This window comes from Bacillus sp. BPN334 (assembly GCF_008368885.1).
GTDB lineage: Bacteria > Bacillota > Bacilli > Bacillales > Bacillaceae_G > Bacillus_A > Bacillus_A wiedmannii.
The window spans coordinates 365,574-388,264 of the sequence record NZ_QOZW01000012.1 but is presented as its reverse complement, the minus strand read 5'-3'; the positions used below and the strand labels follow the sequence as shown (position 1 = coordinate 388,264).

The 22,691-nt window shown below is 38.4% G+C and carries 30 protein-coding genes; 28 read left to right on the top strand and 2 right to left on the bottom strand.

Annotation, left to right across the window (positions count from 1 at the left end):
- Nucleotides 1-141 precede the first annotated feature (141 nt).
- The 15 genes from DN393_RS19750 (at nt 142) to DN393_RS19690 (ending at nt 12,880) form a co-directional block, all read left to right on the top strand.
- Nucleotides 142-999: a class II fructose-bisphosphate aldolase gene (locus tag DN393_RS19750; RefSeq protein ID WP_048542703.1), complete on the top strand. Its 858-nt coding sequence runs from the start codon at nt 142-144 to the stop codon at nt 997-999.
- 332 nt (nt 1,000-1,331) lie between these two features.
- Nucleotides 1,332-2,621 carry a UDP-N-acetylglucosamine 1-carboxyvinyltransferase gene (gene murA, locus DN393_RS19745; protein ID WP_064476098.1) on the top strand — a complete coding sequence of 430 codons (1,290 nt, stop codon included), beginning with the start codon at nt 1,332-1,334 and terminating at the stop codon, nt 2,619-2,621.
- A 116-nt stretch (nt 2,622-2,737) separates the two neighbouring features.
- Nucleotides 2,738-3,703, top strand: coding sequence for a class II fructose-bisphosphatase (gene glpX, locus DN393_RS19740; RefSeq protein WP_000442336.1), 966 nt, complete (start codon nt 2,738-2,740; stop codon nt 3,701-3,703).
- Between the two features lie 394 nt (nt 3,704-4,097).
- A complete protein-coding gene (rho, locus tag DN393_RS19735; RefSeq protein WP_001053898.1) occupies nt 4,098-5,369 on the top strand; it encodes a transcription termination factor Rho in 1,272 nt (423 codons plus the stop codon).
- Between the two features lie 444 nt (nt 5,370-5,813).
- A complete protein-coding gene (locus DN393_RS19730) occupies nt 5,814-6,059 on the top strand; it encodes a type B 50S ribosomal protein L31 (protein WP_000643447.1) in 246 nt (81 codons plus the stop codon).
- 110 nt (nt 6,060-6,169) lie between these two features.
- A complete protein-coding gene (locus DN393_RS19725; RefSeq protein ID WP_000281086.1) occupies nt 6,170-6,754 on the top strand; it encodes a thymidine kinase in 585 nt (194 codons plus the stop codon).
- A 40-nt stretch (nt 6,755-6,794) separates the two neighbouring features.
- Nucleotides 6,795-7,142, top strand: a complete 348-nt coding sequence (locus DN393_RS31630) for a hypothetical protein (RefSeq protein ID WP_103655212.1) — start codon at nt 6,795-6,797, stop codon at nt 7,140-7,142.
- A 48-nt stretch (nt 7,143-7,190) separates the two neighbouring features.
- Nucleotides 7,191-8,258, top strand: coding sequence for a peptide chain release factor 1 (gene prfA, locus DN393_RS19720; protein WP_002096180.1), 1,068 nt, complete (start codon nt 7,191-7,193; stop codon nt 8,256-8,258).
- Nucleotides 8,258-9,109 (top strand): peptide chain release factor N(5)-glutamine methyltransferase, encoded by an 852-nt coding sequence (gene prmC / locus DN393_RS19715; protein WP_064476100.1) that lies wholly within the window; start codon nt 8,258-8,260, stop codon nt 9,107-9,109. Before prfA ends, prmC begins: the two co-directional genes overlap by 1 nt.
- 113 nt (nt 9,110-9,222) lie before the next feature.
- Entirely contained in the window at nt 9,223-10,086 is an 864-nt protein-coding gene (gene spoIIR, locus DN393_RS19710; RefSeq protein ID WP_064476324.1) for a stage II sporulation protein R, read from the top strand.
- 49 nt (nt 10,087-10,135) lie between these two features.
- Entirely contained in the window at nt 10,136-10,594 is a 459-nt protein-coding gene (locus DN393_RS19705) for a GNAT family N-acetyltransferase (RefSeq protein ID WP_000758431.1), read from the top strand.
- A gap of 108 nt (nt 10,595-10,702) precedes the next feature.
- Nucleotides 10,703-11,746: an L-threonylcarbamoyladenylate synthase gene (locus tag DN393_RS19700; RefSeq protein ID WP_064476101.1), complete on the top strand. Its 1,044-nt coding sequence runs from the start codon at nt 10,703-10,705 to the stop codon at nt 11,744-11,746.
- A gap of 74 nt (nt 11,747-11,820) precedes the next feature.
- Nucleotides 11,821-12,369, top strand: a complete 549-nt coding sequence (locus DN393_RS19695; RefSeq protein WP_064476102.1) for a manganese efflux pump MntP — start codon at nt 11,821-11,823, stop codon at nt 12,367-12,369.
- 19 nt (nt 12,370-12,388) lie between these two features.
- The gene (locus DN393_RS32065) at nt 12,389-12,520 is read left to right on the top strand and encodes a hypothetical protein (RefSeq protein ID WP_255299896.1); all 132 of its coding nucleotides are present in this window, start codon (nt 12,389-12,391) and stop codon (nt 12,518-12,520) included.
- A gap of 81 nt (nt 12,521-12,601) precedes the next feature.
- Nucleotides 12,602-12,880 (top strand): DUF3935 domain-containing protein, encoded by a 279-nt coding sequence (locus tag DN393_RS19690; protein WP_064476103.1) that lies wholly within the window; start codon nt 12,602-12,604, stop codon nt 12,878-12,880.
- 190 nt (nt 12,881-13,070) lie between these two features.
- Here DN393_RS19690 and DN393_RS19685 read toward each other — a convergent pair whose 3' ends face one another.
- Both DN393_RS19685 and DN393_RS19680 read right to left on the bottom strand, forming a co-directional pair.
- A complete protein-coding gene (locus DN393_RS19685; RefSeq protein ID WP_064476104.1) occupies nt 13,071-13,682 on the bottom strand; it encodes a flavin reductase family protein in 612 nt (203 codons plus the stop codon).
- A 159-nt stretch (nt 13,683-13,841) separates the two neighbouring features.
- Nucleotides 13,842-14,228 (bottom strand): DoxX family protein, encoded by a 387-nt coding sequence (locus DN393_RS19680; RefSeq protein ID WP_064476105.1) that lies wholly within the window; start codon nt 14,226-14,228, stop codon nt 13,842-13,844.
- Between the two features lie 386 nt (nt 14,229-14,614).
- On the opposite strand from DN393_RS19680, the gene DN393_RS19675 reads away from it, so the two are divergent.
- The 13 genes from DN393_RS19675 (at nt 14,615) to atpH (ending at nt 22,680) form a co-directional block, all read left to right on the top strand.
- Complete coding sequence (locus DN393_RS19675) at nt 14,615-15,112, top strand: PTS sugar transporter subunit IIA (protein ID WP_000473649.1); 498 nt, start codon at nt 14,615-14,617, stop codon at nt 15,110-15,112.
- 247 nt (nt 15,113-15,359) lie between these two features.
- Complete coding sequence (locus DN393_RS19670; RefSeq protein ID WP_064476106.1) at nt 15,360-15,800, top strand: low molecular weight protein arginine phosphatase; 441 nt, start codon at nt 15,360-15,362, stop codon at nt 15,798-15,800.
- 96 nt (nt 15,801-15,896) lie between these two features.
- Nucleotides 15,897-16,340 (top strand): ribose 5-phosphate isomerase B, encoded by a 444-nt coding sequence (rpiB, locus tag DN393_RS19665; RefSeq protein WP_000869917.1) that lies wholly within the window; start codon nt 15,897-15,899, stop codon nt 16,338-16,340.
- A 21-nt stretch (nt 16,341-16,361) separates the two neighbouring features.
- Nucleotides 16,362-16,979: a TIGR01440 family protein gene (locus DN393_RS19660; RefSeq protein ID WP_098101704.1), complete on the top strand. Its 618-nt coding sequence runs from the start codon at nt 16,362-16,364 to the stop codon at nt 16,977-16,979.
- A 253-nt stretch (nt 16,980-17,232) separates the two neighbouring features.
- Nucleotides 17,233-18,474, top strand: coding sequence for a serine hydroxymethyltransferase (gene glyA / locus DN393_RS19655; protein WP_064476109.1), 1,242 nt, complete (start codon nt 17,233-17,235; stop codon nt 18,472-18,474).
- Nucleotides 18,475-18,745: 271 nt separating this feature from the next.
- Entirely contained in the window at nt 18,746-19,375 is a 630-nt protein-coding gene (upp, locus tag DN393_RS19650) for a uracil phosphoribosyltransferase (protein WP_000517539.1), read from the top strand.
- A 371-nt stretch (nt 19,376-19,746) separates the two neighbouring features.
- Nucleotides 19,747-19,860, top strand: a complete 114-nt coding sequence (locus tag DN393_RS19645) for a DUF4024 domain-containing protein (protein ID WP_075309829.1) — start codon at nt 19,747-19,749, stop codon at nt 19,858-19,860.
- A gap of 26 nt (nt 19,861-19,886) precedes the next feature.
- Nucleotides 19,887-20,111: an AtpZ/AtpI family protein gene (locus tag DN393_RS19640; protein ID WP_001171220.1), complete on the top strand. Its 225-nt coding sequence runs from the start codon at nt 19,887-19,889 to the stop codon at nt 20,109-20,111.
- The gene (locus tag DN393_RS19635) at nt 20,111-20,503 is read left to right on the top strand and encodes an ATP synthase subunit I (protein WP_000567600.1); all 393 of its coding nucleotides are present in this window, start codon (nt 20,111-20,113) and stop codon (nt 20,501-20,503) included. Before DN393_RS19640 ends, DN393_RS19635 begins: the two co-directional genes overlap by 1 nt.
- Nucleotides 20,504-20,510: 7 nt before the next feature.
- Nucleotides 20,511-21,230, top strand: a complete 720-nt coding sequence (gene atpB, locus DN393_RS19630) for a F0F1 ATP synthase subunit A (RefSeq protein WP_000399874.1) — start codon at nt 20,511-20,513, stop codon at nt 21,228-21,230.
- 56 nt (nt 21,231-21,286) lie between these two features.
- The gene (atpE, locus tag DN393_RS19625) at nt 21,287-21,505 is read left to right on the top strand and encodes a F0F1 ATP synthase subunit C (protein ID WP_000052064.1); all 219 of its coding nucleotides are present in this window, start codon (nt 21,287-21,289) and stop codon (nt 21,503-21,505) included.
- A gap of 129 nt (nt 21,506-21,634) precedes the next feature.
- Entirely contained in the window at nt 21,635-22,141 is a 507-nt protein-coding gene (gene atpF, locus DN393_RS19620; RefSeq protein ID WP_001142625.1) for a F0F1 ATP synthase subunit B, read from the top strand.
- Nucleotides 22,138-22,680 (top strand): F0F1 ATP synthase subunit delta, encoded by a 543-nt coding sequence (gene atpH, locus DN393_RS19615; protein WP_046960138.1) that lies wholly within the window; start codon nt 22,138-22,140, stop codon nt 22,678-22,680. The genes atpF and atpH overlap by 4 nt, the downstream gene beginning before the upstream one ends.
- Nucleotides 22,681-22,691: the final 11 nt, after the last annotated feature.

Genomic DNA, 22,691 nt, shown 5'->3' with positions numbered 1-22,691 from the left:
AGTTTTTGAGTACAAGTTGTTATCCTATTGAGTGTAGAAAAAAGTCCGGTATGTAAATATACATATTTTACCTTATTCTGGTCATACTACCAGCGATAAGAACTTATCGGATACAAAAAACGTTTTTTAGGAGGATTCACCATGCCTTTAGTTTCTATGAAAGAAATGCTAAACACAGCACTAGAAGGAAAATACGCAGTTGGTCAATTCAACATGAACAACTTAGAGTGGACTCAAGCTATCTTAGCTGCTGCGGAAGAAGAAAAATCTCCTGTAATCCTAGGTGTATCTGAGGGTGCAGCTCGTCATATGACTGGTTTCAAAACAGTTGTAGCTATGGTTAAAGCTTTAATCGAAGAAATGAACATCACTGTTCCTGTAGCGATTCACCTTGACCATGGTTCAAGCTTCGAAAAATGTAAAGAAGCAATCGATGCAGGTTTCACATCTGTAATGATCGACGCTTCTCACCACCCATTCGAAGAAAACGTTGAAACTACTAAAAAAGTAGTAGAATACGCACACGCTCGTAACGTATCTGTTGAAGCTGAGCTTGGAACAGTTGGCGGACAAGAAGACGACATCATCGCTGAAGGCGTAATTTACGCTGATCCAGCAGAGTGTAAGCACCTTGTTGAAGCAACAGGTATCGATTGCCTAGCTCCAGCTTTAGGTTCTGTACACGGTCCTTACAAAGGTGAGCCTAACTTAGGATTCGCTGAAATGGAACAAGTTCGTGACTTCACTGGTGTACCTTTAGTATTACACGGTGGTACTGGTATCCCAACTGCTGATATCGTAAAAGCTATTTCTTTAGGTACTTCAAAAATTAACGTAAACACTGAGAACCAAATTGAGTTTACAAAAGCTGTTCGTGAAGCATTAAGCAAAGACCAAGAAGTTTACGATCCTCGTAAATATATTGGACCTGGCCGCGAAGCTATTAAAGCAACTGTTGCTGGTAAAATGCGTGAATTCGGTTCTAACGGTAAAGCGTAAGAATAAAATTCCGTTTTGGAAACCGTCTAGTCTTTTAGACGGTTTCCTTTCGTTGTATAATGAAAGCGTGAACAAGTCTAAAGATTTTTATCATTTTGCTTTTGAAATAGAAAATAATGTGCATAGTCCTATTAATAAATGTGATAATGTATCTAAATTGATAAAGTAAATTCGATAAATAGTTAATCTTTATCTATTCGTACTACTGGAGAAATGAGGATAATGGTTTCCTATTTATTGAGTTTTAGGGTGGAAAGAGTGATTGAGATTCTTAAGGGGAGCTTTCTATAAAGATATAGAAAGTAAATACATTCACAAGAAGGGAGCTCAATATGGAAAAATTGCTAATTGAAGGCGGAAGAGCTTTAAATGGAACAATTCGAGTGAGTGGTGCAAAGAACAGCGCCGTTGCACTAATTCCAGCGACAATTTTAGCAGATACTCCAGTAACTATTGGTGGTGTCCCTAATATTTCGGACGTGAAAATGTTAGGAGACTTGCTAGAGGAAATTGGAGGAAGAGTAACTTATGGACAGGAGGAAGAGATGGTAGTCGATCCTTCTAACATGGTTGCAATGCCTTTACCGAATGGAAAAGTGAAAAAATTGCGTGCTTCTTATTATTTAATGGGTGCGATGCTTGGCCGTTTTAAAAAAGCTGTTATTGGGCTTCCGGGTGGATGTCATTTAGGACCGAGGCCGATTGATCAGCATATTAAAGGGTTTGAAGCGTTAGGTGCACATGTTACGAATGAACAGGGTGCGATTTATTTAAGAGCAGATGAGCTACGCGGGGCACGTATTTATTTAGACGTTGTTAGTGTAGGAGCTACAATTAATATTATGCTAGCAGCTGTGCGAGCGAAAGGTAGAACTGTTATTGAAAACGCAGCGAAAGAACCAGAGATTATTGATGTAGCTACATTGTTAACGAGCATGGGTGCACGCATTAAAGGTGCTGGAACAGATGTAATCCGAATTGATGGTGTGGATTCACTGCACGGTTGTCACCATACGATCATTCCGGATCGTATTGAAGCGGGTACGTATATGATTTTAGGAGCTGCATCAGGAGGAGAAGTAACGGTTGATAATGTGATTCCTCAGCATTTAGAGTCAGTTACAGCGAAGTTAAGAGAAGCTGGTGTCCAAATTGAAACGAACGATGACCAAATTACAGTGAACGGTAATAGAAGGTTAAAAGTAGTTGATATAAAAACGCTTGTATATCCAGGATTCCCAACAGATTTACAACAACCATTTACGACGCTTTTAACAAAGGCACACGGAACGGGTGTTGTAACGGATACGATTTACGGCGCACGCTTTAAACACATTGATGAATTACGTCGTATGAATGCACAAATTAAAGTGGAAGGTCGTTCGGCAATTGTAACTGGTCCAGTTTTATTGCAAGGTGCAAAAGTGAAAGCGAGTGATTTACGAGCTGGAGCGGCTCTTGTTATTGCAGGGTTAATGGCGGATGGAATTACAGAAGTAACTGGACTTGAGCATATTGATCGAGGTTATGAAAATATAGTAGACAAGCTTAAAGGGCTTGGCGCAAACATTTGGCGAGAACAAATGACAAGTCAAGAAATTGAAGAGATGAAGAACGCATAAGTGATACTTCCGCAAGGGGGAAGCGAAGCATCACTACTTGCGGAAGTATACTTTGTAGAGAAACACGGTTCACAAAATACGGCAGAAATATAAAGACTTAAAGGAGAGGGATTATCGTGGAAAGAAGTTTATCTATGGAGTTAGTACGTGTAACAGAGGCTGCAGCATTATCATCAGCGCGTTGGATGGGGCGCGGGAAAAAGGATGAGGCAGATGGTGCAGCAACATCAGCTATGCGTGATGTATTTGATACAATCCCGATGAAAGGTACAGTTGTAATTGGTGAAGGTGAGATGGACGAAGCGCCAATGCTGTATATCGGAGAGAAATTAGGTACAGGATATGGACCACGTGTAGACGTTGCGGTTGATCCTTTAGAAGGGACAAACATCGTAGCAGCTGGTGGATGGAATGCTCTTGCTGTTATTGCAATTGCAGATCATGGTAATTTGTTACATGCTCCTGACATGTACATGGATAAAATCGCGGTTGGCCCAGAAGCGGTTGGGGCGGTCGATATTGATGCACCTATTATCGATAACTTACGTGCGGTTGCGAAAGCGAAAAATAAAGATATTGAAGATGTTGTAGCGACAGTTTTAAACCGTCCACGTCATCAAGCGATTATCGAAGAAATTCGTAAAGCTGGTGCTCGTATTAAATTAATTAACGATGGAGATGTGGCTGGAGCAATTAACACTGCATTTGATCGCACAGGTGTAGATATTTTATTCGGCTCTGGTGGAGCACCTGAGGGTGTATTAGCAGCAGTTGCATTAAAATGTTTAGGTGGAGAAATCCACGGAAAGCTTCTGCCTCAAAATGAAGCTGAATTAGCTCGTTGTAAAAAAATGGGTATTGAAGATATAAATCGTATTCTTCGCATGGAAGACTTAGTAAAAGGTGACGATGCAATCTTTGCGGCAACAGGCGTAACAGACGGAGAACTATTACGCGGCGTTCAATTTAAAGGTAGCGTAGGAACAACACAATCCCTTGTTATGCGTGCAAAATCAGGCACAGTACGCTTCGTAGACGGACGTCATAGCTTGAATAAAAAACCAAACTTGGTTATTAAATAAAAAGCGTAAGCAGCTCGTTCAGAATGGGAGGGGGATGGAGCTTCTGACGTAGAAGCGCTTTTTGCCTCGTAGGAAGAAGTGAAGCCACCGACCATTCTAGCTGCTGAAGCTGGATTGAATAAAAAGTGGAAGCAGCTCGTTCAGAATCGCAGGGCATTGGAGCTCCTGACCATTCTAGCTACTGGAACTAGGTTAAATAAAAGCGAAGACAAATTTTCTTGTCTTCGCTTCTTGTATTTGTGTTTCAACGTATTGATTAAAACTAGATAAAAGGGTTACAATAGTGAATATTACCCTACTTGAACTTATTGCCTTTCATTATTAATTATTTGCCTTCCGTATTTTTTCCCTTTACCCATGTGAAAAGAGAATAATGTTAAAGTGTGGTGTCTGAATGAATTTGTCAATTGCAGCATTAGAAAACATGAAATTAAAAGAGTTATACGAGCTTGCGAAAGAATTTAAGATTTCGTATTATAGCAAATTAACGAAAAAAGAGTTAATCTTCGCTATCCTAAAAGCTCGAGCAGAAAAAGAAGGTTTCTTCTTCATGGAAGGCGTATTAGAAATTATTCAATCAGAAGGATTTGGATTCCTACGTCCTATCAACTATTCTCCAAGCTCAGAAGATATTTATATCTCAGCTTCGCAAATTCGTCGTTTCGATTTACGTAATGGAGACAAGGTTTCTGGTAAAGTACGACCTCCGAAAGAAAATGAACGCTATTTTGGATTATTACAAGTTGAAGCTGTAAACGGAGATGATCCAGAGTCAGCAAAAGAGCGTGTGCATTTCCCTGCATTAACACCATTATACCCAGATCGCCAAATGAAATTGGAAACGGAACCGAAAAAGTTACCGACACGCATCATGGATTTAATCGCACCAGTTGGATTTGGACAACGTGGTTTAATTGTCGCGCCTCCAAAGGCTGGTAAAACAAGTCTATTAAAAGAAATCGCACACAGTGTTACAACAAATCACCCGGAAGCTGAATTAATTGTACTTTTAATTGATGAGCGTCCAGAGGAAGTAACAGACATTGAACGTTCTGTTAAAGGAGATGTTGTAAGCTCTACTTTTGATGAAGTGCCAGAAAATCATATTAAAGTAGCGGAACTTGTGTTAGAACGTGCAATGCGTCTTGTAGAGCACAAAAAAGATGTTATCATTTTAATGGATAGTATTACCCGTTTAGCGCGAGCTTACAACCTTGTTATTCCGCCAAGTGGTAGAACATTATCGGGTGGTATCGACCCAGCTGCCTTCCATAGACCGAAGCGTTTCTTTGGAGCTGCACGTAATATTGAAGAAGGCGGTAGCTTAACGATTTTAGCAACAGCGCTTGTTGATACAGGATCTCGTATGGACGATGTAATTTACGAAGAATTTAAAGGAACTGGAAATATGGAACTTCACTTAGATCGTTCATTAGCTGAGCGCCGTATCTTCCCGGCAATTGATATTCGCCGTTCTGGTACACGTAAAGAAGATCTATTAATTCCGAAAGAACATTTAGACAAGCTATGGGGTATTCGTAAAACAATGCGTGATACACCAGACTTTGTCGAAGGTTTCTTACGTAAACTTCGTCAAACAAAGACAAATGAAGAATTTTTACAAAACATTGTTGCAGACTCAAAAAGATATGTAACAACTAAGTAAAGGGAAAAGATTGGGACTCGCTTATTTTGTGGTAAGCGAGTTTTTTATGTTTTTTTAAGGGAATATTAGGGAGAGTAATATATGGGAAAAATTTTGTTTTTTGAGATGAAAATCATATTTGGGTCGAGAGTTTGAAGTGTCCCGGATTCTGAACGAGCCGCTTGCGCTTTTAATTATATCCAGCTCCAGCGGCTAGAATCTCCGGCCATTTCGCTCTCTCGGTCGAAGCAAAAAGCGCTTCTTGGTCGAGAGCTCCAATGTCCTGCGATTCTGAATGAGCCGCTTGCGCTTTTAAATTTTAAAAAGACAAAAACAGGTAGTTGCAAAATGGAGTTAGCCTTGTTATAATTTCATCATATGTGTTTCATCAATATAGTTGTGTAAGCAGCTGAAGATGAAAAACTCTGTTTCGAAAATGATTCAGGGCGGAAGGAGATGAAAAGAATGAAAGCAGGAATCCATCCAAATTACAATAAAGTTGTATTTATGGACACGAACACAGGCTTCAAATTCTTAAGCGGGTCTACTAAAGGCTCTAGCGAAACTGTTGAGTGGGAAGATGGTAACACTTATCCATTACTAAAAATTGAGATCAGTTCTGATTCTCACCCATTCTACACTGGACGTCAGAAGTTTGCTACTGCAGACGGACGTGTTGACCGCTTCAATAAGAAATACGGTATCAAGTAATAAAGAACATAAAACAGGCAAGTGTATGTATTCGCTTGTCTGTTTTTTTTGCAAAAATATTAAACCTTTACCCTACTTTGGATTAGGAAAGTAGATGAAAGGAGAGCTCAATGTACTTAATGAATCAAAATGGTTGGATTGAAGTGATTTGCGGGAGTATGTTTTCTGGAAAATCAGAAGAGCTCATCCGCCGTATACGCCGTACGCAATTTGCGAAACAACATGCGATTGTATTTAAACCATGTATTGATAATCGTTATAGTGAAGAAGATGTTGTATCACATAATGGATTAAAGGTTAAAGCAGTTCCTGTTTCAGCTTCAAAAGATATATTTAACCATGTAACAGAAGAAATGGATGTTATTGCAATCGATGAGGTACAATTTTTTGATGGGGACATTGTGGAAGTGGTGCAAGTATTGGCAAATCGTGGCTATCGTGTCATTGTAGCTGGATTAGACCAAGATTTCCGTGGTCTACCATTTGGACAAGTTCCTCAGCTGATGGCGATTGCTGAACATGTAACTAAGTTGCAGGCAGTTTGTTCTGCATGCGGATCTCCTGCAAGTCGTACGCAACGTTTAATCGATGGAGAACCAGCGGCATTTGATGATCCAATTATTTTAGTTGGGGCTTCGGAATCGTATGAACCACGTTGTCGTCATTGTCATGCAGTACCTACAAAACAAAGATAAATGAAACTCGCTATGTAGAGCGGGTTTTTTTCGAAAATAAATGAAGATTGGTGGCCGGCTCTTCAAACAGCTAAGAACTTTAGCAGTCAGAGCTGAGCAAGCCGCTTACGCTTTTAAATATTATCTAGCTCCAGCGGCTAGAATGGTCGGTGGTTTCGCTTCTTCCTGCGAGGCAAAGAGCACCTCTCTGTCAGAAGCTCCAACCTTCTCCCATTCTGAGCAAGCCGCTTGCGCTTTTAAATATTATCTAGCTTCAGCGGCTAGAATCTCCGGCCATTTCACTCTCTCGCTCGAAGCAAAGAGCGCTTCAAGGTCGAGAGTTCCAATGTCCTGCGATTCTGAGCGAGCCGCTTACGCTTTTAAATATAATTTGCGTTTTTTTGATTAAGTACCATATACTATTTGTATTAGATACTAGGATGTAGAGGTGAATGGTGTGTTAGATCGTTTGCAAGCTGTAGAAGATCGTTATGAGAAGTTAAATGAATTGTTAAGTGACCCAGAGGTTATTAGCGATACGAATAAGCTTCGTGAGTATTCAAAGGAACAATCTGATATGCAGGAAACGGTAGAGGTGTACCGTGAGTATAAAGATGTTCGTGAGCAATTAAGAGATGCAAAAGCAATGTTAGAAGATAAGTTAGACGCTGATATGCGTGACATGGTAAAAGAAGAGGTTTCTGAATTAGAAGGACAAGATAAAGAATTGTCAGAGCGTCTGAAAATTTTACTTGTTCCAAAAGACCCTAATGATGATAAAAACGTTATCGTAGAGGTTCGTGGTGCTGCTGGTGGTGACGAGGCGGCTTTATTTGCTGGTGATTTATATCGTATGTATAGCCGTTATGCTGAGGTACAAGGTTGGAAAACTGAAATTATCGAAGCGAGCTATACAGAGTTAGGTGGATATAAAGAGATTATCTTTATGATTAACGGTAAAGGTGCTTTCGCGAAGCTAAAATTCGAGAATGGTGCTCACCGTGTACAACGTGTTCCTGAAACGGAATCTGGTGGACGTATTCATACATCTACAGCAACTGTAGCTGTATTACCAGAGGCAGAAGAAGTAGAAATTAGTATTCATGAAAAAGATGTTCGTGTTGATACGTTTGCTTCTAGTGGTCCTGGTGGACAAAGTGTTAATACAACGATGTCAGCGGTACGTTTAACGCATTTACCGACTGGTGTAGTTGTATCGTGTCAGGATGAGAAATCACAAATCAAGAATAAAGAAAAAGCGATGAAAGTATTACGCGCACGTGTTTATGATAAGTTTAGACAAGAAGCGCAAGCTGAGTATGATCAAAACCGTAAACAAGCTGTTGGTACGGGTGATCGTTCAGAGCGTATTCGTACGTATAATTTCCCGCAAAACCGTGTTACAGACCATCGAATCGGTTTAACGATTCAAAAGCTAGATCAAATCTTACAAGGTAAGTTAGATGATTTCATCAATGCCTTAGTGATGGAAGATCAGGCTCAAAAGATGGAGGCAGCTGAGTAATGCGTGTCTATGAAGCCCTGAAATGGGCTTCTTCTTTTTTACAGGAAAATGGACGAGATGAAAATGCGGGAGAAATTGTCCTTTGTCATGTATTAAAGACGAACAGAACCGGAATGCTCATGAATATGCGTGAAGAAATAACTGTGGAACAAGAAACAAGTTTTACGGAGTTTATTCACAAGCATGTAGAAGGTATTCCTATTCAATATATGATTGGTTATGAAATGTTTTATGGACGGTCGTTCTTTGTGAATGAAGAAGTATTAATACCAAGACCGGAAACAGAAGAGCTTATAGTAGGAGTGTTAGAAAGAATCGAGCGTCATTTCGGTGATGAGAAACTGCATGTGGCGGATATCGGTACAGGTAGTGGAGCGATTTCTATTACGCTTGCTTTAGAAAATAAAAATCTTCATGTGTATACGGTAGATATTGCACAAGAGTCGATTGAAGTTGCAAAAGAAAATGCAAAAACTTTGGGCGCAGAAGTAACGTTCTATCATGGTGATTTATTGTCACCATTTTATAAAACAAGTCAAAAGTTAGATGTTGTTGTTTCAAACCCTCCATATATACCGGAAGAGGATTGGCGTGGCCTTTCTCCTGTGGTGAAAGAGCATGAGCCAAAGAGAGCACTTGTTGGTGGTGAAGACGGATTAGATTTCTATCGCCGTTTTATGGAAGAGTTGCCGAATGTGTTGCAGAAGAAAGCAATTGTGGCATTTGAAATTGGAGTAGGGCAAGGTGAGGATGTAAAAGGGTTGTTACAACAAGCTTTTCCACATGCTCATGTTGAGGTTGTTTTTGATATTAATGGAAAAGATCGTATGGTATTTGCAGAGATGGAGTAAGGTTCACACCTTACTCTATTTTTTTTGTGGAAAAATTCATATAGATTTTGAATTTAATAGTTTAGAAAGATGAAAGTCTGTCCACACTGTTTGTAGAAGGGACGGTGGAGGAAATGAAAAAACAAGTTATTGCTTATCTTCTTCTATTATTAATTGGTGCACAGTTACTTGTGCAGTTTGGATATATGAAAGCTGATGCAAAAGGGCCTTCAGTTATTCCGAAAGAGGCCGTTCGATTACGAATTTTAGCAAATAGTGATTCAGATAAAGATCAGGTGTTAAAGCGCAAAGTGCGTGATGAAGTAAAAGCACAAATTGATGGATGGGTAGCGGATTTAACTTCATTTGAAGAGGCGCGTAAAGTCATTCAAAGTCATATTCCAGAAATCGAAAAAACAGTGGCAAATACGTTGAAAAAAGAAGGAAGTAAAGATTCATTTCAAGTGAAATTTAGTAAGAATGTAAAGTTTCCTACAAAGGTATATGGGAATTTTATTTATCCAGCAGGGGAATATGAGGCGGTATTGATTACAATTGGGGAAGGGGAAGGGGCAAACTGGTGGTGTGTATTATTTCCACCGATGTGTTTCTTAGATTTTTCAAGTGGTACAGCTGTAAGGAAGGAAGAACATGTTGTGAAGGCTGAATCTCCTGAAGAGGGGGAAGTTAAGGAGCAAGATGAGGAAGTGGTGGATGTACCAGAGAAGAAAGAGGGTAAAGTGAAAGAAACGAAAGTTGTAAAGCAGGAAGCTGTAAAAAAAGTAACAGCTTCTGAAAAGAAAGTAGTAAAAAATGAAACAAAAGTAGAAGAACAACCTGTAAGTAAAGAGGAAACAAAAACTGTGGACAAAGTGGAGAAACCTGTGGAACAAAAGCAAGAAAAACAAAATGAGTATGTAAAAGTAGAGGAGGAAGAAGAAAAGCCAGAAGTTAAGTTATTTATTGTAGAGGCTTTTACATCTTTATTCTCTAAATAGTACTATTAGTAAATCCCTTCTCATATATAAAAAAGAGGAGGGATTTACTATGAAGAAAGTATATTTTGCGACGAAAGCAGATGTGGAAAGATTGCATTCTTTTTTCGGACAAGCTAATAAAAAAGATGATAAAATAAATGAGTTGTACGCGCAATTTATGATTTTGGAAGAGGCGGAAGAGATACGGGCTGTTATCGGATATGAACAAAGTGAAGAACATGCACTGATTCGTTCTTGTTTATTCACACCTAATGTGGATAAACAGACTTTCTTATATTTTTTTGAAATGTTTTTGCAGTATATGAAAGAAAAAAATATTCGACAATTGTACTTACTAACAAATCATCCACAATCTATAACAATCTTTCAGTTTTTTGACTTTGTTACTATAGAGAAAGAAAACGTACCAGAGGGAATTCGACAGTTAGAACACTTTTGTAAAAATATAAAAGAGCCAAATGCAATAATACTAAATTGTCAGCTATTCACAAAGTTATCCACGGATTAATTAGGTTTATCCACATTTTGTGGATAAACCTTGTTTGTCTTTTGGATAAATCTCATAGTAAACTAAAAATAGACAAGTATTTCAGGGTAGAAAAGGACGTGGGAAAAAATGCATACAAATATGTGGGTTGTGGATAATGTTGTGGAAAGAAAAAAATATTATCCACAGTTAGAAGAAGCAGCAAAATTATTAAGGGAAAACGAGGCGATTGCCTTCCCTACAGAAACGGTATATGGACTAGGCGCCAACGCGATGAATGATGAAGCAATCGCGAAAATTTTTGAAGCGAAAGGAAGACCGAGTGATAATCCACTGATTGTCCACATCGGTACAAAATCACAGTTGGACGGGATTGTGAAAGAAATCCCGCCAGTTGCAGAGAAGTTAATGGAGCACTTTTGGCCAGGTCCGTTAACAATTATTTTACCTAGAAAAGAAGGAATTTCAGAGAAGGTGACGGCAGGACTTAATACGGTTGGAGTAAGAATGCCTGATCATCCAGTAGCGCTTGCTCTTATTGAAGAGGCGAATGTACCTGTTGCAGCACCGAGTGCGAATCGTTCTGGTCGTCCAAGTCCGACGTTAGCGTCTCACGTATATGAAGATTTAAATGAGAAAATCGCAGGTATTGTAGATGGTGGTGCGACGGGAGTAGGTGTTGAATCGACTGTAATTGATTGTACGAGCGCTGTTCCAACGATATTACGCCCAGGTGGGATTACGAAAGAACAATTAGAAGAGGTGATTGGTACTGTTTCTTTAGATCCGGCTTTAAAGGACGAGAAAGAAAAACCGAAATCACCTGGAATGAAATATACACATTATGCACCGAAAGCGCCACTGAGTATTGTAGAAGGTTCACGTGAATTTATTCAACGCCTTGTGGATGAGAAGAAAGAAGAAGGGTTTAAAGTAGGTGTATTAACGACAGAAGAGTATCAGCATGTATATAGCGCGGATGTTGTATTGTCTTGTGGTGTTCGAAGTGATTTAGCTAGCGTTGCGACTAAATTATATGATGTACTTAGAACGTTTGATGCAAGTGAAGTGGATGTTATTTTTAGTGAATCATTCCCGAATGAAGGAATAGGGAATGCCATTATGAATCGCTTAACGAAAGCGGCAGGACATCAGGTTATTACGGAATCATAAGGTACGATTAGCAAACCGAATATTTCTCCTCGGATAAGCATATTTTGAAGTAGCACGTCCGAGGAGGGACATGAATGACGTTTGAACAGCTAATACCTTTAATAATTATGGCATTCGCCCTAGGGATGGATGCGTTCTCGGTGAGCCTTGGTATGGGAATGATGACCTTAAAGGGAAGACAGATCCTGTATATCGGTATGACGATAGGGATATTTCATATTATCATGCCATTTATAGGGATGGTATTAGGTCGCTTTTTATCAGAGCAGTATGGAGACATTGCACATTTTGCAGGTGCTATTTTATTAATTGGACTAGGATTCTATATTGTATATTCATCTGTTTTGGAGAATGAAGAGACTAGAACGGCCCCTATCGGAATTAGTTTATTCGTATTTGCATTTGGCGTTAGTATAGATAGTTTTTCAGTAGGTCTTAGTCTTGGAATTTACGGAGCGCAGACAATTATTACAATATTACTTTTTGGATTTGTTAGTATGTTATTAGCGTGGATTGGTTTATTAATTGGTAGACATGCGAAAGATATGCTCGGCACATATGGCGAGATAGTAGGTGGTATCATTCTCGTTGGATTTGGATTATATCTCCTTTTTCCTATATAATTTTAAATAGGAGGGAGTTATGAATAAATTATTGGAATGGTATATTCGATTTTTAACTTTTTTCCCTAAGTGGTTAAGACGGCTTGTTATTTGGGGTATTATTTTGCAAATTTCAATTTTAGGTTGGATGAAGTTAATTCGCGAATGGTAAGATAGTTCCTTTCTGTGCATAGTTTTATTTATACTATACTGATTGCGCTAAAAAATTATAGATATAGAAAGGATGAGATGAATGACGAGATTAAAGCAAGTTTTTGGTATTATTATTAGTTTTTTTGTTTTTTGGTTTAGTATGCTCGGTGTACAAATGTTTGCTGAGTTTTTAGATATTGAGTCATTGAAGTTTGTTGCGGGAAAAACGGAGGCGGCGCGTACTTTTTATTCTCCGTATCCGTTTTTAATTGTTTTCCTTATTACGTTACTTTCCTTATATTTTTTTGTAATAAAGCTTGGTAGATCTAAAAAAGAGAAATTCCCGGCATTAGAGGAGAAGAACGAAGAATTACGATAAAAAATCCCCCGCTTTCAGCGGGGGGTTATGTTTAGGTGATGGAAGTGAACGGGCCTCTTGCGCTTTTAGGGGATATATCCAGTTCCAGCGGTTAGAATGGTCGGTGGCTTCGCGCCTTCCTGCGAGGCAAAAAGCGCCTCTACGTCAGGAGCTCCATCCCCTTCTCATTCTGAACGAGCCGCCTCTGCCTTTAAATTGGCCTCACCAATTCAAATTGTTCTCCTAGTTTTGCGTAGTTGTGTCCTGCTAGGCGGCTTACTGGTTTTAGTCCTTCTGCATGAATGCGTCCGTTTTCGTATAGGTGTTCTGCGACGTGGAAACGAACGACGCGTCCGATTAGTAGATCGCAAGCTGGTGATTCTTCTGTTCCGCCAAGAGGGATTGCGCGTTCTAGTATGCACTCCATTCGAATATTGGCTTCTTTTACACCTGGAACGGAGATAACATCACTTTCAATTGGTGTTAGTTTTGCTAGTTCAATTTCGCTCTCATTTGGCGGGAGGTTAGCCGCTGTTTCGTTAATTGCTTCTACGTAAGATTCATCAGAAATATGTACGACAAACTCACCCTTTTCGATTGCGTTTCGAGAAGTATCTTTCGGTGTTCCTGCTTTTCGTTGTACAGAAACTGAGATAAGTGGTGGATTAGCAGCGACAATATTGAAATAGCTATACGGTGCTCCGTTTAATACGCCATCTTTTGTTACAGAAGTAACGAATGCGACAGGGCGTGGAATGATACTTCCCGTTAATAATTTGTAATTCTCTTTTTCCGTTTGTTCATTTGGATTAATGGATAACATGCGTAAAATCCCCTTTCTAAATATGACGACTTATTGTTTGTTTACAAGATGTTAGTGGAAAACTCCTGCTGAAAATAATATTTTTATTACATAAAAAGAACTTACTTCATTGTGATTGAAGTAAGTTCCGTCTAAATAATCTCGAATTCAAGGTAAAAATTATAATAAAACGTATGCCCCAGGTCCGATTAAAGCTACTCCGACAGCGACAGCGATTAACATTAAATTATACTCAAATCCGTTTTGTGTGATCCAGTAACCATTTTTTCCGTGAACAGTGAAGATTGCCATTAACATTGTTCCAACGATAAATAATGAACCGATTGCAGTGAATATACCTGATGCGAATAAGAAACCACCTAATAATTCAGTTGCGCCAGCCATAAATGCCATGAATACACCAGGGCGTAAGCCAATTGACTCCATCCAGCCGCCAGTTCCCTTTAAACCGTAGCCGCCGAACCAACCAAATAGTTTTTGAGCACCATGACCCATGAATGTAATACCTATAATAAGACGAATAATAAGAAGACCGATATCCATCATTTTAAAAACCTCCTAAAAGTTATTAACTTACCTTATGTAAGTAATAATAAAATAGTTACTTACTTTAGTCAAGTGGATTTCGAAAAAAGTTTGAAAATAATTTTACAAATTAGCGACAAAAAGAAAAATGTAGTAAAGACCTCTAGACAAGTTGGGTAAAAAAAGAGAAAATATAAGTAGAAGTTAACTTCTTATTGTTATTCAGACAATCAGAATTGACTGGAATTTTGCAAAGAGCTACAATAAGAGTCTATTAGTAATGACGTAATTTATTTCGAAAGCGTTTTTACAGTATAATATTCGAAGTATGAAGTCTTACATGTATCCCGGGTTTTACTAGGGATTGCCCTATAAACTTTTAGGTAAATTATGAGGAGGACTATCCTATGTTTAAAAAATTATTCGGTTTTGGTTCAAAAACAAATGAAGAAACAATCGTAGCTCCATTAACTGGAGCAGTGAAAAATATTGAAGAAGTACCAGATCCAGTATTCGCTGGTCGTATGATGGGTGAAGGTGTTGCAATCGATCCTACTGAAGGTGTAGTTGTATCTCCAGTTGATGGTGAAATCGTACAGTTATTCCACACAAAACATGCTGTAGGAATTAAAGCGAAAAACGGTACAGAAATTTTAATCCACGTTGGATTAGAAACTGTAAAAATGGAAGGCGAAGGTTTCGAAGCTCACGTTTCTGAAGGCCAAGCTGTAAAAGCTGGAGATAAATTAATCTCATTCGACTTAGAATTAATCCGTGAAAAAGCGAAAAGTACAATTACTCCAATCGTTATTACAAACACAGATGCAGCTGAGTCTATTAAAACAACTGTAGGCGTAACAGCTACAAAAGGTTCAACAGAAGTAATGAAAGTTACAATGAAATAATTATTGTATAAGAGGAGTCCGTTTCATATGAAATGGATTCCTTATTTTGTTTTGTAGTACGCTTGCTATGTATGTTAAAATACTCTAGGCACTTGGAAATAGGGTTTCACATATATGTGGATAAGGCGCATTTTTCTTAGAAAAAATATAAGAGAAATGCGCCTTTCGTATATTCACATTTCTTTTGTTCTATTCTTATGTACGTTATGATGAAAGATAGGAAAAAGAAGAAAAGGGGTGGGTTTGGATGAAACGAGTGTTATTTATTTGCACTGGAAATACATGCCGTAGCCCGATGGCTGAGGCGTTACTTCGTCATCATGGAGAAGGTAATTTTGAAGTGCAATCTGCTGGTGTTTTCGCCTATCCTGGAAGTGATGCGTCGATATATGCAAAGGAAGCTTTAGCTGAAAAGGGAATTACAATCGATCATGCTTCGCAGCAGATAAATGAAGCTTTGATTGATTGGGCAGATATTGTAGTAACAATGACGGAAAACCATAAGCAAATTGTACTTGGGCATTATCCGAGTGTTGAAAAGAAAGTGGATACATTATATGGAGTAACTGAGGGGATAAGTAAGGATATTTCAGACCCATTTGGCGGGTCACTTTCTATTTATAAAGAAACGTTAGAAGAGATGGAAAAACTTGTACAAACTTTACTGAAAAAACATTCAGAAGGTTGATGTTTCGTGTATAATACGATATTGGAGATCACTTCGTTCCGTTAAGGTAACGAGTGAGAAATGAAGATAATTGATTGAAACTTTGGAGGGGTAAAAATGAAAGTAGTAGTAGCATCTGATCACGGCGGTATGAATATCCGTAAAGAACTTGTAAGTTTATTAGAAGAGTTAAATATTGAATATATTGATTTAGGTTGTGAATGTGAAGCTGGTTCTGTTGATTACCCTGATTTTGCGTTTCCAGCAGCGGAAATGGTAGCGAATGGCGAAGTAGATCGTGGTATTTTAGTTTGTGGGACAGGCATCGGTATGTCAATTGCAGCAAACAAAGTAAATGGTATTCGTTGTGCATTAGTTCATGATACTTTCAGTGCGAAAGCAACGAGAGAGCATAATGATACGAACATGTTAGCAATGGGCGAGCGTGTAATTGGTGCAGGTCTAGCACGTGACATCGCAAAAATTTGGTTAACAACTGACTATGAAGGTGGTCGTCATGAAAACCGCGTAGGAAAAATTAAAACATACGAAACAAAGTAATAGATTCTAACTAGAAGTAGTATGAAATATAATTTGGTGAACCAACCTGTGAAAGGAAGAGGCGTAATGACAGAAATCGTAAAGGTAAGAGAACAGTTACAAATTTCGCTTTCTGATTTCCAAGAACAAGCTTCATTACAAAGTGGTCAAATTTTTGTAGTGGGATGTAGCACGAGCGAAGTGCTAGGAGAAAGAATTGGGACATCAGGAACGATGGAAGTAGCAGAGGCGATTTTTTCTGAGTTAAAACAATTTCAAGAGCAAACAGGTATTGAGTTGGCGTTTCAATGTTGTGAGCATTTAAACCGTGCTTTAGTAGTTGAGAGAGAGTTAGCGATGAAATATCAATTTGAAATTGTAACAGTTACGCCTGTTAGATCAGCAGGTGGTGCATTAGCAACATATGCGTATCACAATTTGAAAGATCCGGTAGTAATTGAGTTTATTAAAGCAGATGCAGGAATGGATATTGGTGATACATTTATCGGTATGCATTTAAAGCATGTAGCTGTTCCGGTTCGTACAGGTGTGAAGGAAATTGGAAGTGCGCATGTAACGATGGCAACAACACGTGGAAAACTAATTGGTGGAGCACGTGCTGTTTATGCGGCGAAGGAAGAGACTATCACTTGCCGTTAGACATAAAAAATTATAAAGTCGCATAATGGCTTTATATCGAAAGATAAAAGGTATGTAGTCTGACTTTATAATAGAAGAAAGAAAAGACCGATTTTCGGTCTTTTTTTTCTTTTATGATATAGAAAGTCATGTTAGAATGTAGTTGAAAACATGAAGGTTCGAAAGAATTACAACCTGAATTTTCGTTTTTTCTGAATAAATGAGAAAAAACTATTGGGAATCGATGTAATTCGTTCAGAAAAGGGGGATTTTGGTGAATCATTTAAAACGTCAAGATGAAAAGGTATTTGCTGCAATTGAGGCAGAACTAGGAAGACAGCGTTCAAAGATTGAGTTAATTGCTTCGGAAAACTTCGTAAGTGAAGCAGTAATGGAGGCGCAAGGTTCTGTTTTAACGAATAAGTATGCTGAGGGATATCCTGGAAAACGTTACTATGGTGGCTGTGAGCACGTAGACGTAGTGGAAGATATCGCACGTGATCGCGCGAAAGAAATCTTTGGTGCAGAGCATGTAAATGTTCAACCACATTCTGGTGCACAAGCGAACATGGCAGTATACTTTACGATTTTAGAGCAAGGCGATACAGTACTTGGTATGAATTTATCTCATGGTGGTCACTTAACACACGGAAGCCCTGTTAACTTCAGTGGAGTACAATATAATTTCGTAGAATATGGCGTGGATGCTGAATCTCACCGTATTAATTACGATGATGTATTAGCAAAAGCGAAAGAACATAAACCAAAATTAATCGTTGCAGGTGCAAGTGCATATCCTCGTGTTATCGATTTCAAACGATTCCGTGAGATTGCAGATGAAGTGGGTGCATACTTTATGGTTGATATGGCACATATCGCTGGTTTAGTAGCTGCTGGTTTACATCCAAACCCAGTACCACACGCACATTTCGTTACAACGACAACACATAAAACATTACGTGGTCCACGTGGTGGTATGATTTTATGTGAAGAGCAATTTGCAAAACAAATTGATAAATCAATCTTCCCTGGTATTCAAGGTGGTCCACTTATGCACGTAATCGCTGCAAAAGCTGTTGCATTTGGTGAGACACTACAAGATGAGTTTAAAACATATGCACAAAATATCATTAATAATGCGAACCGCTTAGCTGAAGGTCTTCAAAAAGAAGGACTTACACTTGTTTCTGGTGGAACAGACAATCATTTAATCCTGATCGATGTTCGTAACTTAGAAATCACAGGTAAAGTAGCAGAGCACGTATTAGATGAAGTTGGTATTACAGTGAACAAAAATACAATTCCATTTGAAACAGCAAGCCCATTTGTAACAAGCGGTGTACGTATCGGTACGGCAGCTGTAACATCTCGTGGTTTCGGTTTAGAAGACATGGATGAAATTGCGTCACTTATTGCTTATACATTAAAAAATCATGAAAATGAAGCTGCATTAGAAGAAGCAAGTAAGCGTGTAGAAGCGTTAACGAGCAAATTCCCAATGTACACAGACCTATAATAGATGAAAGAAGGCTGCTGAGACGTAATTGTTTTGGCAGTTTTTTTTTGGACATATATTGTTCTTTAAGTATGTATACAAATGATGAATAAATTTTGGCGATATAATGAAGGATACAGCTCCCATAATTGGTAAAGATACTAGATAGATTCATCGTAAAATCATGATTTTGCCAAATTTGCCCTTGAATATTAGTAGCGTTTTCTTTACAATCGTAAATAGTGTAAAAAAGCGTGCAAACGCATGAATATCATCTAAAGGAGAGATTCACATGGGAAAACTGTATGTATTTGATCACCCGTTAATTCAACATAAGATTACATATATTCGCGATAAGAATACAGGCACGAAAGATTTTCGTGAATTAGTGGACGAAGTAGCAAGTTTAATGGCTTTCGAAATTACTCGCGATCTTCCACTTAAAGACATTGAGATTGAAACACCTGTAAGCAAAGCGACAACAAAAGTGATCGCTGGTAAAAAGCTTGGTTTAATTCCGATTTTACGTGCAGGTTTAGGAATGGTTGATGGAATTCTGAAATTAATTCCAGCAGCAAAAGTAGGGCACGTTGGTTTATACCGCGACCCTAAAACATTGCAACCGGTAGAATACTATGTGAAACTTCCAACGGATGTAGAAGAGCGTGACTTCATCGTACTAGATCCGATGCTAGCAACAGGTGGTTCTGCAGCTGAAGCAATTAACTCTCTGAAAAAGCGCGGTGCAAAACAAATTAAATTAATGTGTATCGTTGCAGCTCCAGAAGGAGTAAAAGTAGTACAAGAAGAACATCCTGATGTTGATATTTATGTAGCAGCATTAGATGAGAAATTAAATGACCACGGATATGTAGTACCAGGTCTTGGTGATGCTGGTGACCGTTTATTCGGAACGAAGTAAGACAACTGACGAGAGGGGGTTCCCTCTCGTTTTTTTGTACCTTGATGAGGTAGGGGAGGGGGGATAAATATACATAGTATATACAACATAAGTTGCATACACATCACATATAATATAGAAGTCTTACGTCTAAAGAGCACTATATTATGGAAGGAAAGCGTTATATCTTAAAAATATAATAGTGACAAACTTGTGAACATTTCCTTCTATTATAAAGAGAAAACTGTTAGAAATTGCATATCTCTAACCAGTATTTAGAAGGGGAACGTTTTCATTTTTGGGAGGAAATGACTAATACTCAAATTTTTTGATTTTTTACGATTTCTCGTTGACACTGTTAATACCCTATTGTATGCTAACAACGGGGATAGATGGTAGGGCTTTCAGTGACAAAAATACATCTATTCCGTGACGAAAATGTAAACTTTTTATTTTGTATAGGATTTATGCAAAAAAATGAGTTATTATTAATACATCGTGAATGAGGGTTACATATTGGAGGGATGAATCCTTGCAAAAAAACGATCGCAGCCATATAAAAGCTTATGCTTTAATGTCAGGTATTCTTGCTCAGTTAGTCGGTTCTATTCTTATTGGAATCTTTGGTGGGCAGTGGATTGATAGTAAGGTTGGAACGTTTCCATTGTTTCTTATTATAGGGTTATTACTCGGATTAGGAACAGGGATATACGCAATGATTCGACTCATTCGACATTACTATTCGGGAGAGCAATGATGATAGACGTACATGGACTTGTCCAAAGACAAAAGAAATATATGTACTACTTGCTTGCGCTTCTAGTGCTAGGATGGGGATTCACCTCTTACAAGGATGTATTTCTTGGGCTGATTATCGGAACGATTTTCAGTTTTCTTAGTTTGCGCATCATTGCACGTAGAACAGACAAGCTGTTGGATCGCGTAACAAATGGAGAAAACGTAAAATTTAAGGCGACAGCAGTAAGTACATATTCGAGATTCGCCACGATTGGATTATTAATTTTATTTGCAGCCAAATATCAAGAGTTAATTGCGATGTGGGGCCTAGGTGTAGGATTGCTGACAGGATACCTTGTCATGATCATAGATTTTCTTTATTTAGAGTATAAGAGCAGGGAAGAGAGGTGAATTACTAGTGGAACACGGTAAATTAGTTGAATTTCTAGGTTTAACGTTCGATTTGTCATCAGTTATGATGGTTACTGTAGCAGCAGTTATTGTTTTCTTAATCGCTGTTATTGGAACTCGCAGTTTAGCCCTTCGCCCAACCGGGATGCAAAACTTCATGGAATGGGTGTTTGACTTCGTGAAAGGGATTATCAATAGTACGATGGACTGGAAAACAGGTGGACGTTTCTTAACGCTTGGCGTTACGCTTATCATGTTTATCATCGTATCGAACTTCCTTGGTTTACCATTCATGTATTCAACAGTTGAGGCTGGCGAACATATTGCATGGTGGAGATCACCAACGTCTGATCCAGCAGTTGCATTAACATTAGCCGTGATGGTAGTTACCCTCACCCATTATTATGGAATTAAGATGAAGGGTACGAAAGAATACGTAAAAGGTTATTTCCAACCTATGAAATTCTTATTCCCATTAAAGGTTATTGAGGAGTTTGCTAACACATTAACGTTAGGTCTTCGTTTATTCGGTAACATTTATGCAGGTGAGATCTTATTAGGATTACTTGCTAAGTTAGGCGGGGCATCGTTCCTCGGAGCATTAGGTGCGCTTGTACCAATGTTAGCATGGATGGGATTCAGTGTATTCGTTGGATCAATCCAGTCATTTATTTTCGTTATGTTAACGATGGTTTATATGGCTCATAAAGTAAGCCATGACCATTAATATAATTTAAGTAAGAAAAAAATTATTTTTTTATAATACAAAGGAGGACAAATTAAATGAGTTTAGGTGTAATCGCAGCTGCAATTGCAATTGGTTTATCAGCATTAGGTGCAGGTATTGGTAACGGTCTTATCGTATCACGTACAATCGAAGGTGTTGCTCGTCAACCAGAATTAAAAGGCGCGCTTCAAACAATTATGTTCATCGGGGTTGCTTTAGTTGAGGCACTTCCAATCATCGGTGTAGTTATTGCATTCATCGTAATGAACAAATAAGGGAGACTCCCCTTACATAGATGGCGAAGAGTGTTTTTCCGAACTTTCTTCGCCATTGCTTTATGAACGAAACGTATGTCTTTTTTTTTCATATGATCAATTTAGATATTTTGAAGGGAGTGAATCCTTGTGCCAACTTTATTATTAGGGGCTTCCATTCCATTTGGAACGATTGCTTATACATTGTTCATTTTCTTACTTCTATTAGTAATGCTACGCAAATTTGCGTGGGGTCCTTTAATGGGAATTATGAAAGAACGTGAAGAGCATGTTACTAATGAAATCGACGCTGCAGAAAGAAGTAACGCTGAAGCGAAGAAATTAGTAGAAGAACAACGTGAAATGTTAAAACAATCGCGTGTTGAAGCACAAGAGTTAATCGAAAGAGCGAAAAAACAAGCTGTAGATCAAAAAGATGTTATTGTTGCTGCTGCGAAAGAAGAAGCAGAATCAATTAAAGCATCTGCTGTACAAGAAATTCAACGCGAAAAAGAGCAAGCGATTGCTGCTTTACAAGAACAAGTCGCTTCTTTATCTGTTCAAATTGCTTCTAAAGTAATTGAAAAAGAATTAAAAGAAGAAGATCAAGTTAAGTTAATTCGCGATTATATTAAAGAAGTAGGAGAAGCGCGATGAGCAATGGGATTGTAGCAAAACGTTATGCTGTCGCTCTTTTTAAAATTGCAAAAGAAAAACACGTATTAGAAATGTTTGAAGAGGAATTACGCCTTGTACAAAACGTTTATGTAAAGAACGAAGAACTACATAGCTTTTTAACGCAACCGAACATTTCAAAGGAACAAAAGAAAACGTTTCTTGCAAACGTATTCGGATCTGTTTCTGAATCTATTTTAAATACGTTATATATTTTAATTGATAACAAACGCATTGATATCTTACCTGAAATTGCAGATGAATATGTTGTTCTTGCTAATGAAGAACGTAACGTAGCCGACGCAACTGTATATTCTACTCGTCTTCTATCAGAAGAAGAGAAGCTTAACATTGCAGAAGCATTTGCAAAGAGAACGGGAAAAGATGCAATTCGCGTAAAAAATGTTGTAGATGAAGATTTACTAGGCGGCATTAAAGTACGTATTGGAAATCGCATTTACGACGGAAGCTTACAAGGAAAATTAGCACGTATTCAGCGTGAATTAATGAAGAATAGATAGGGGTGAAGCAC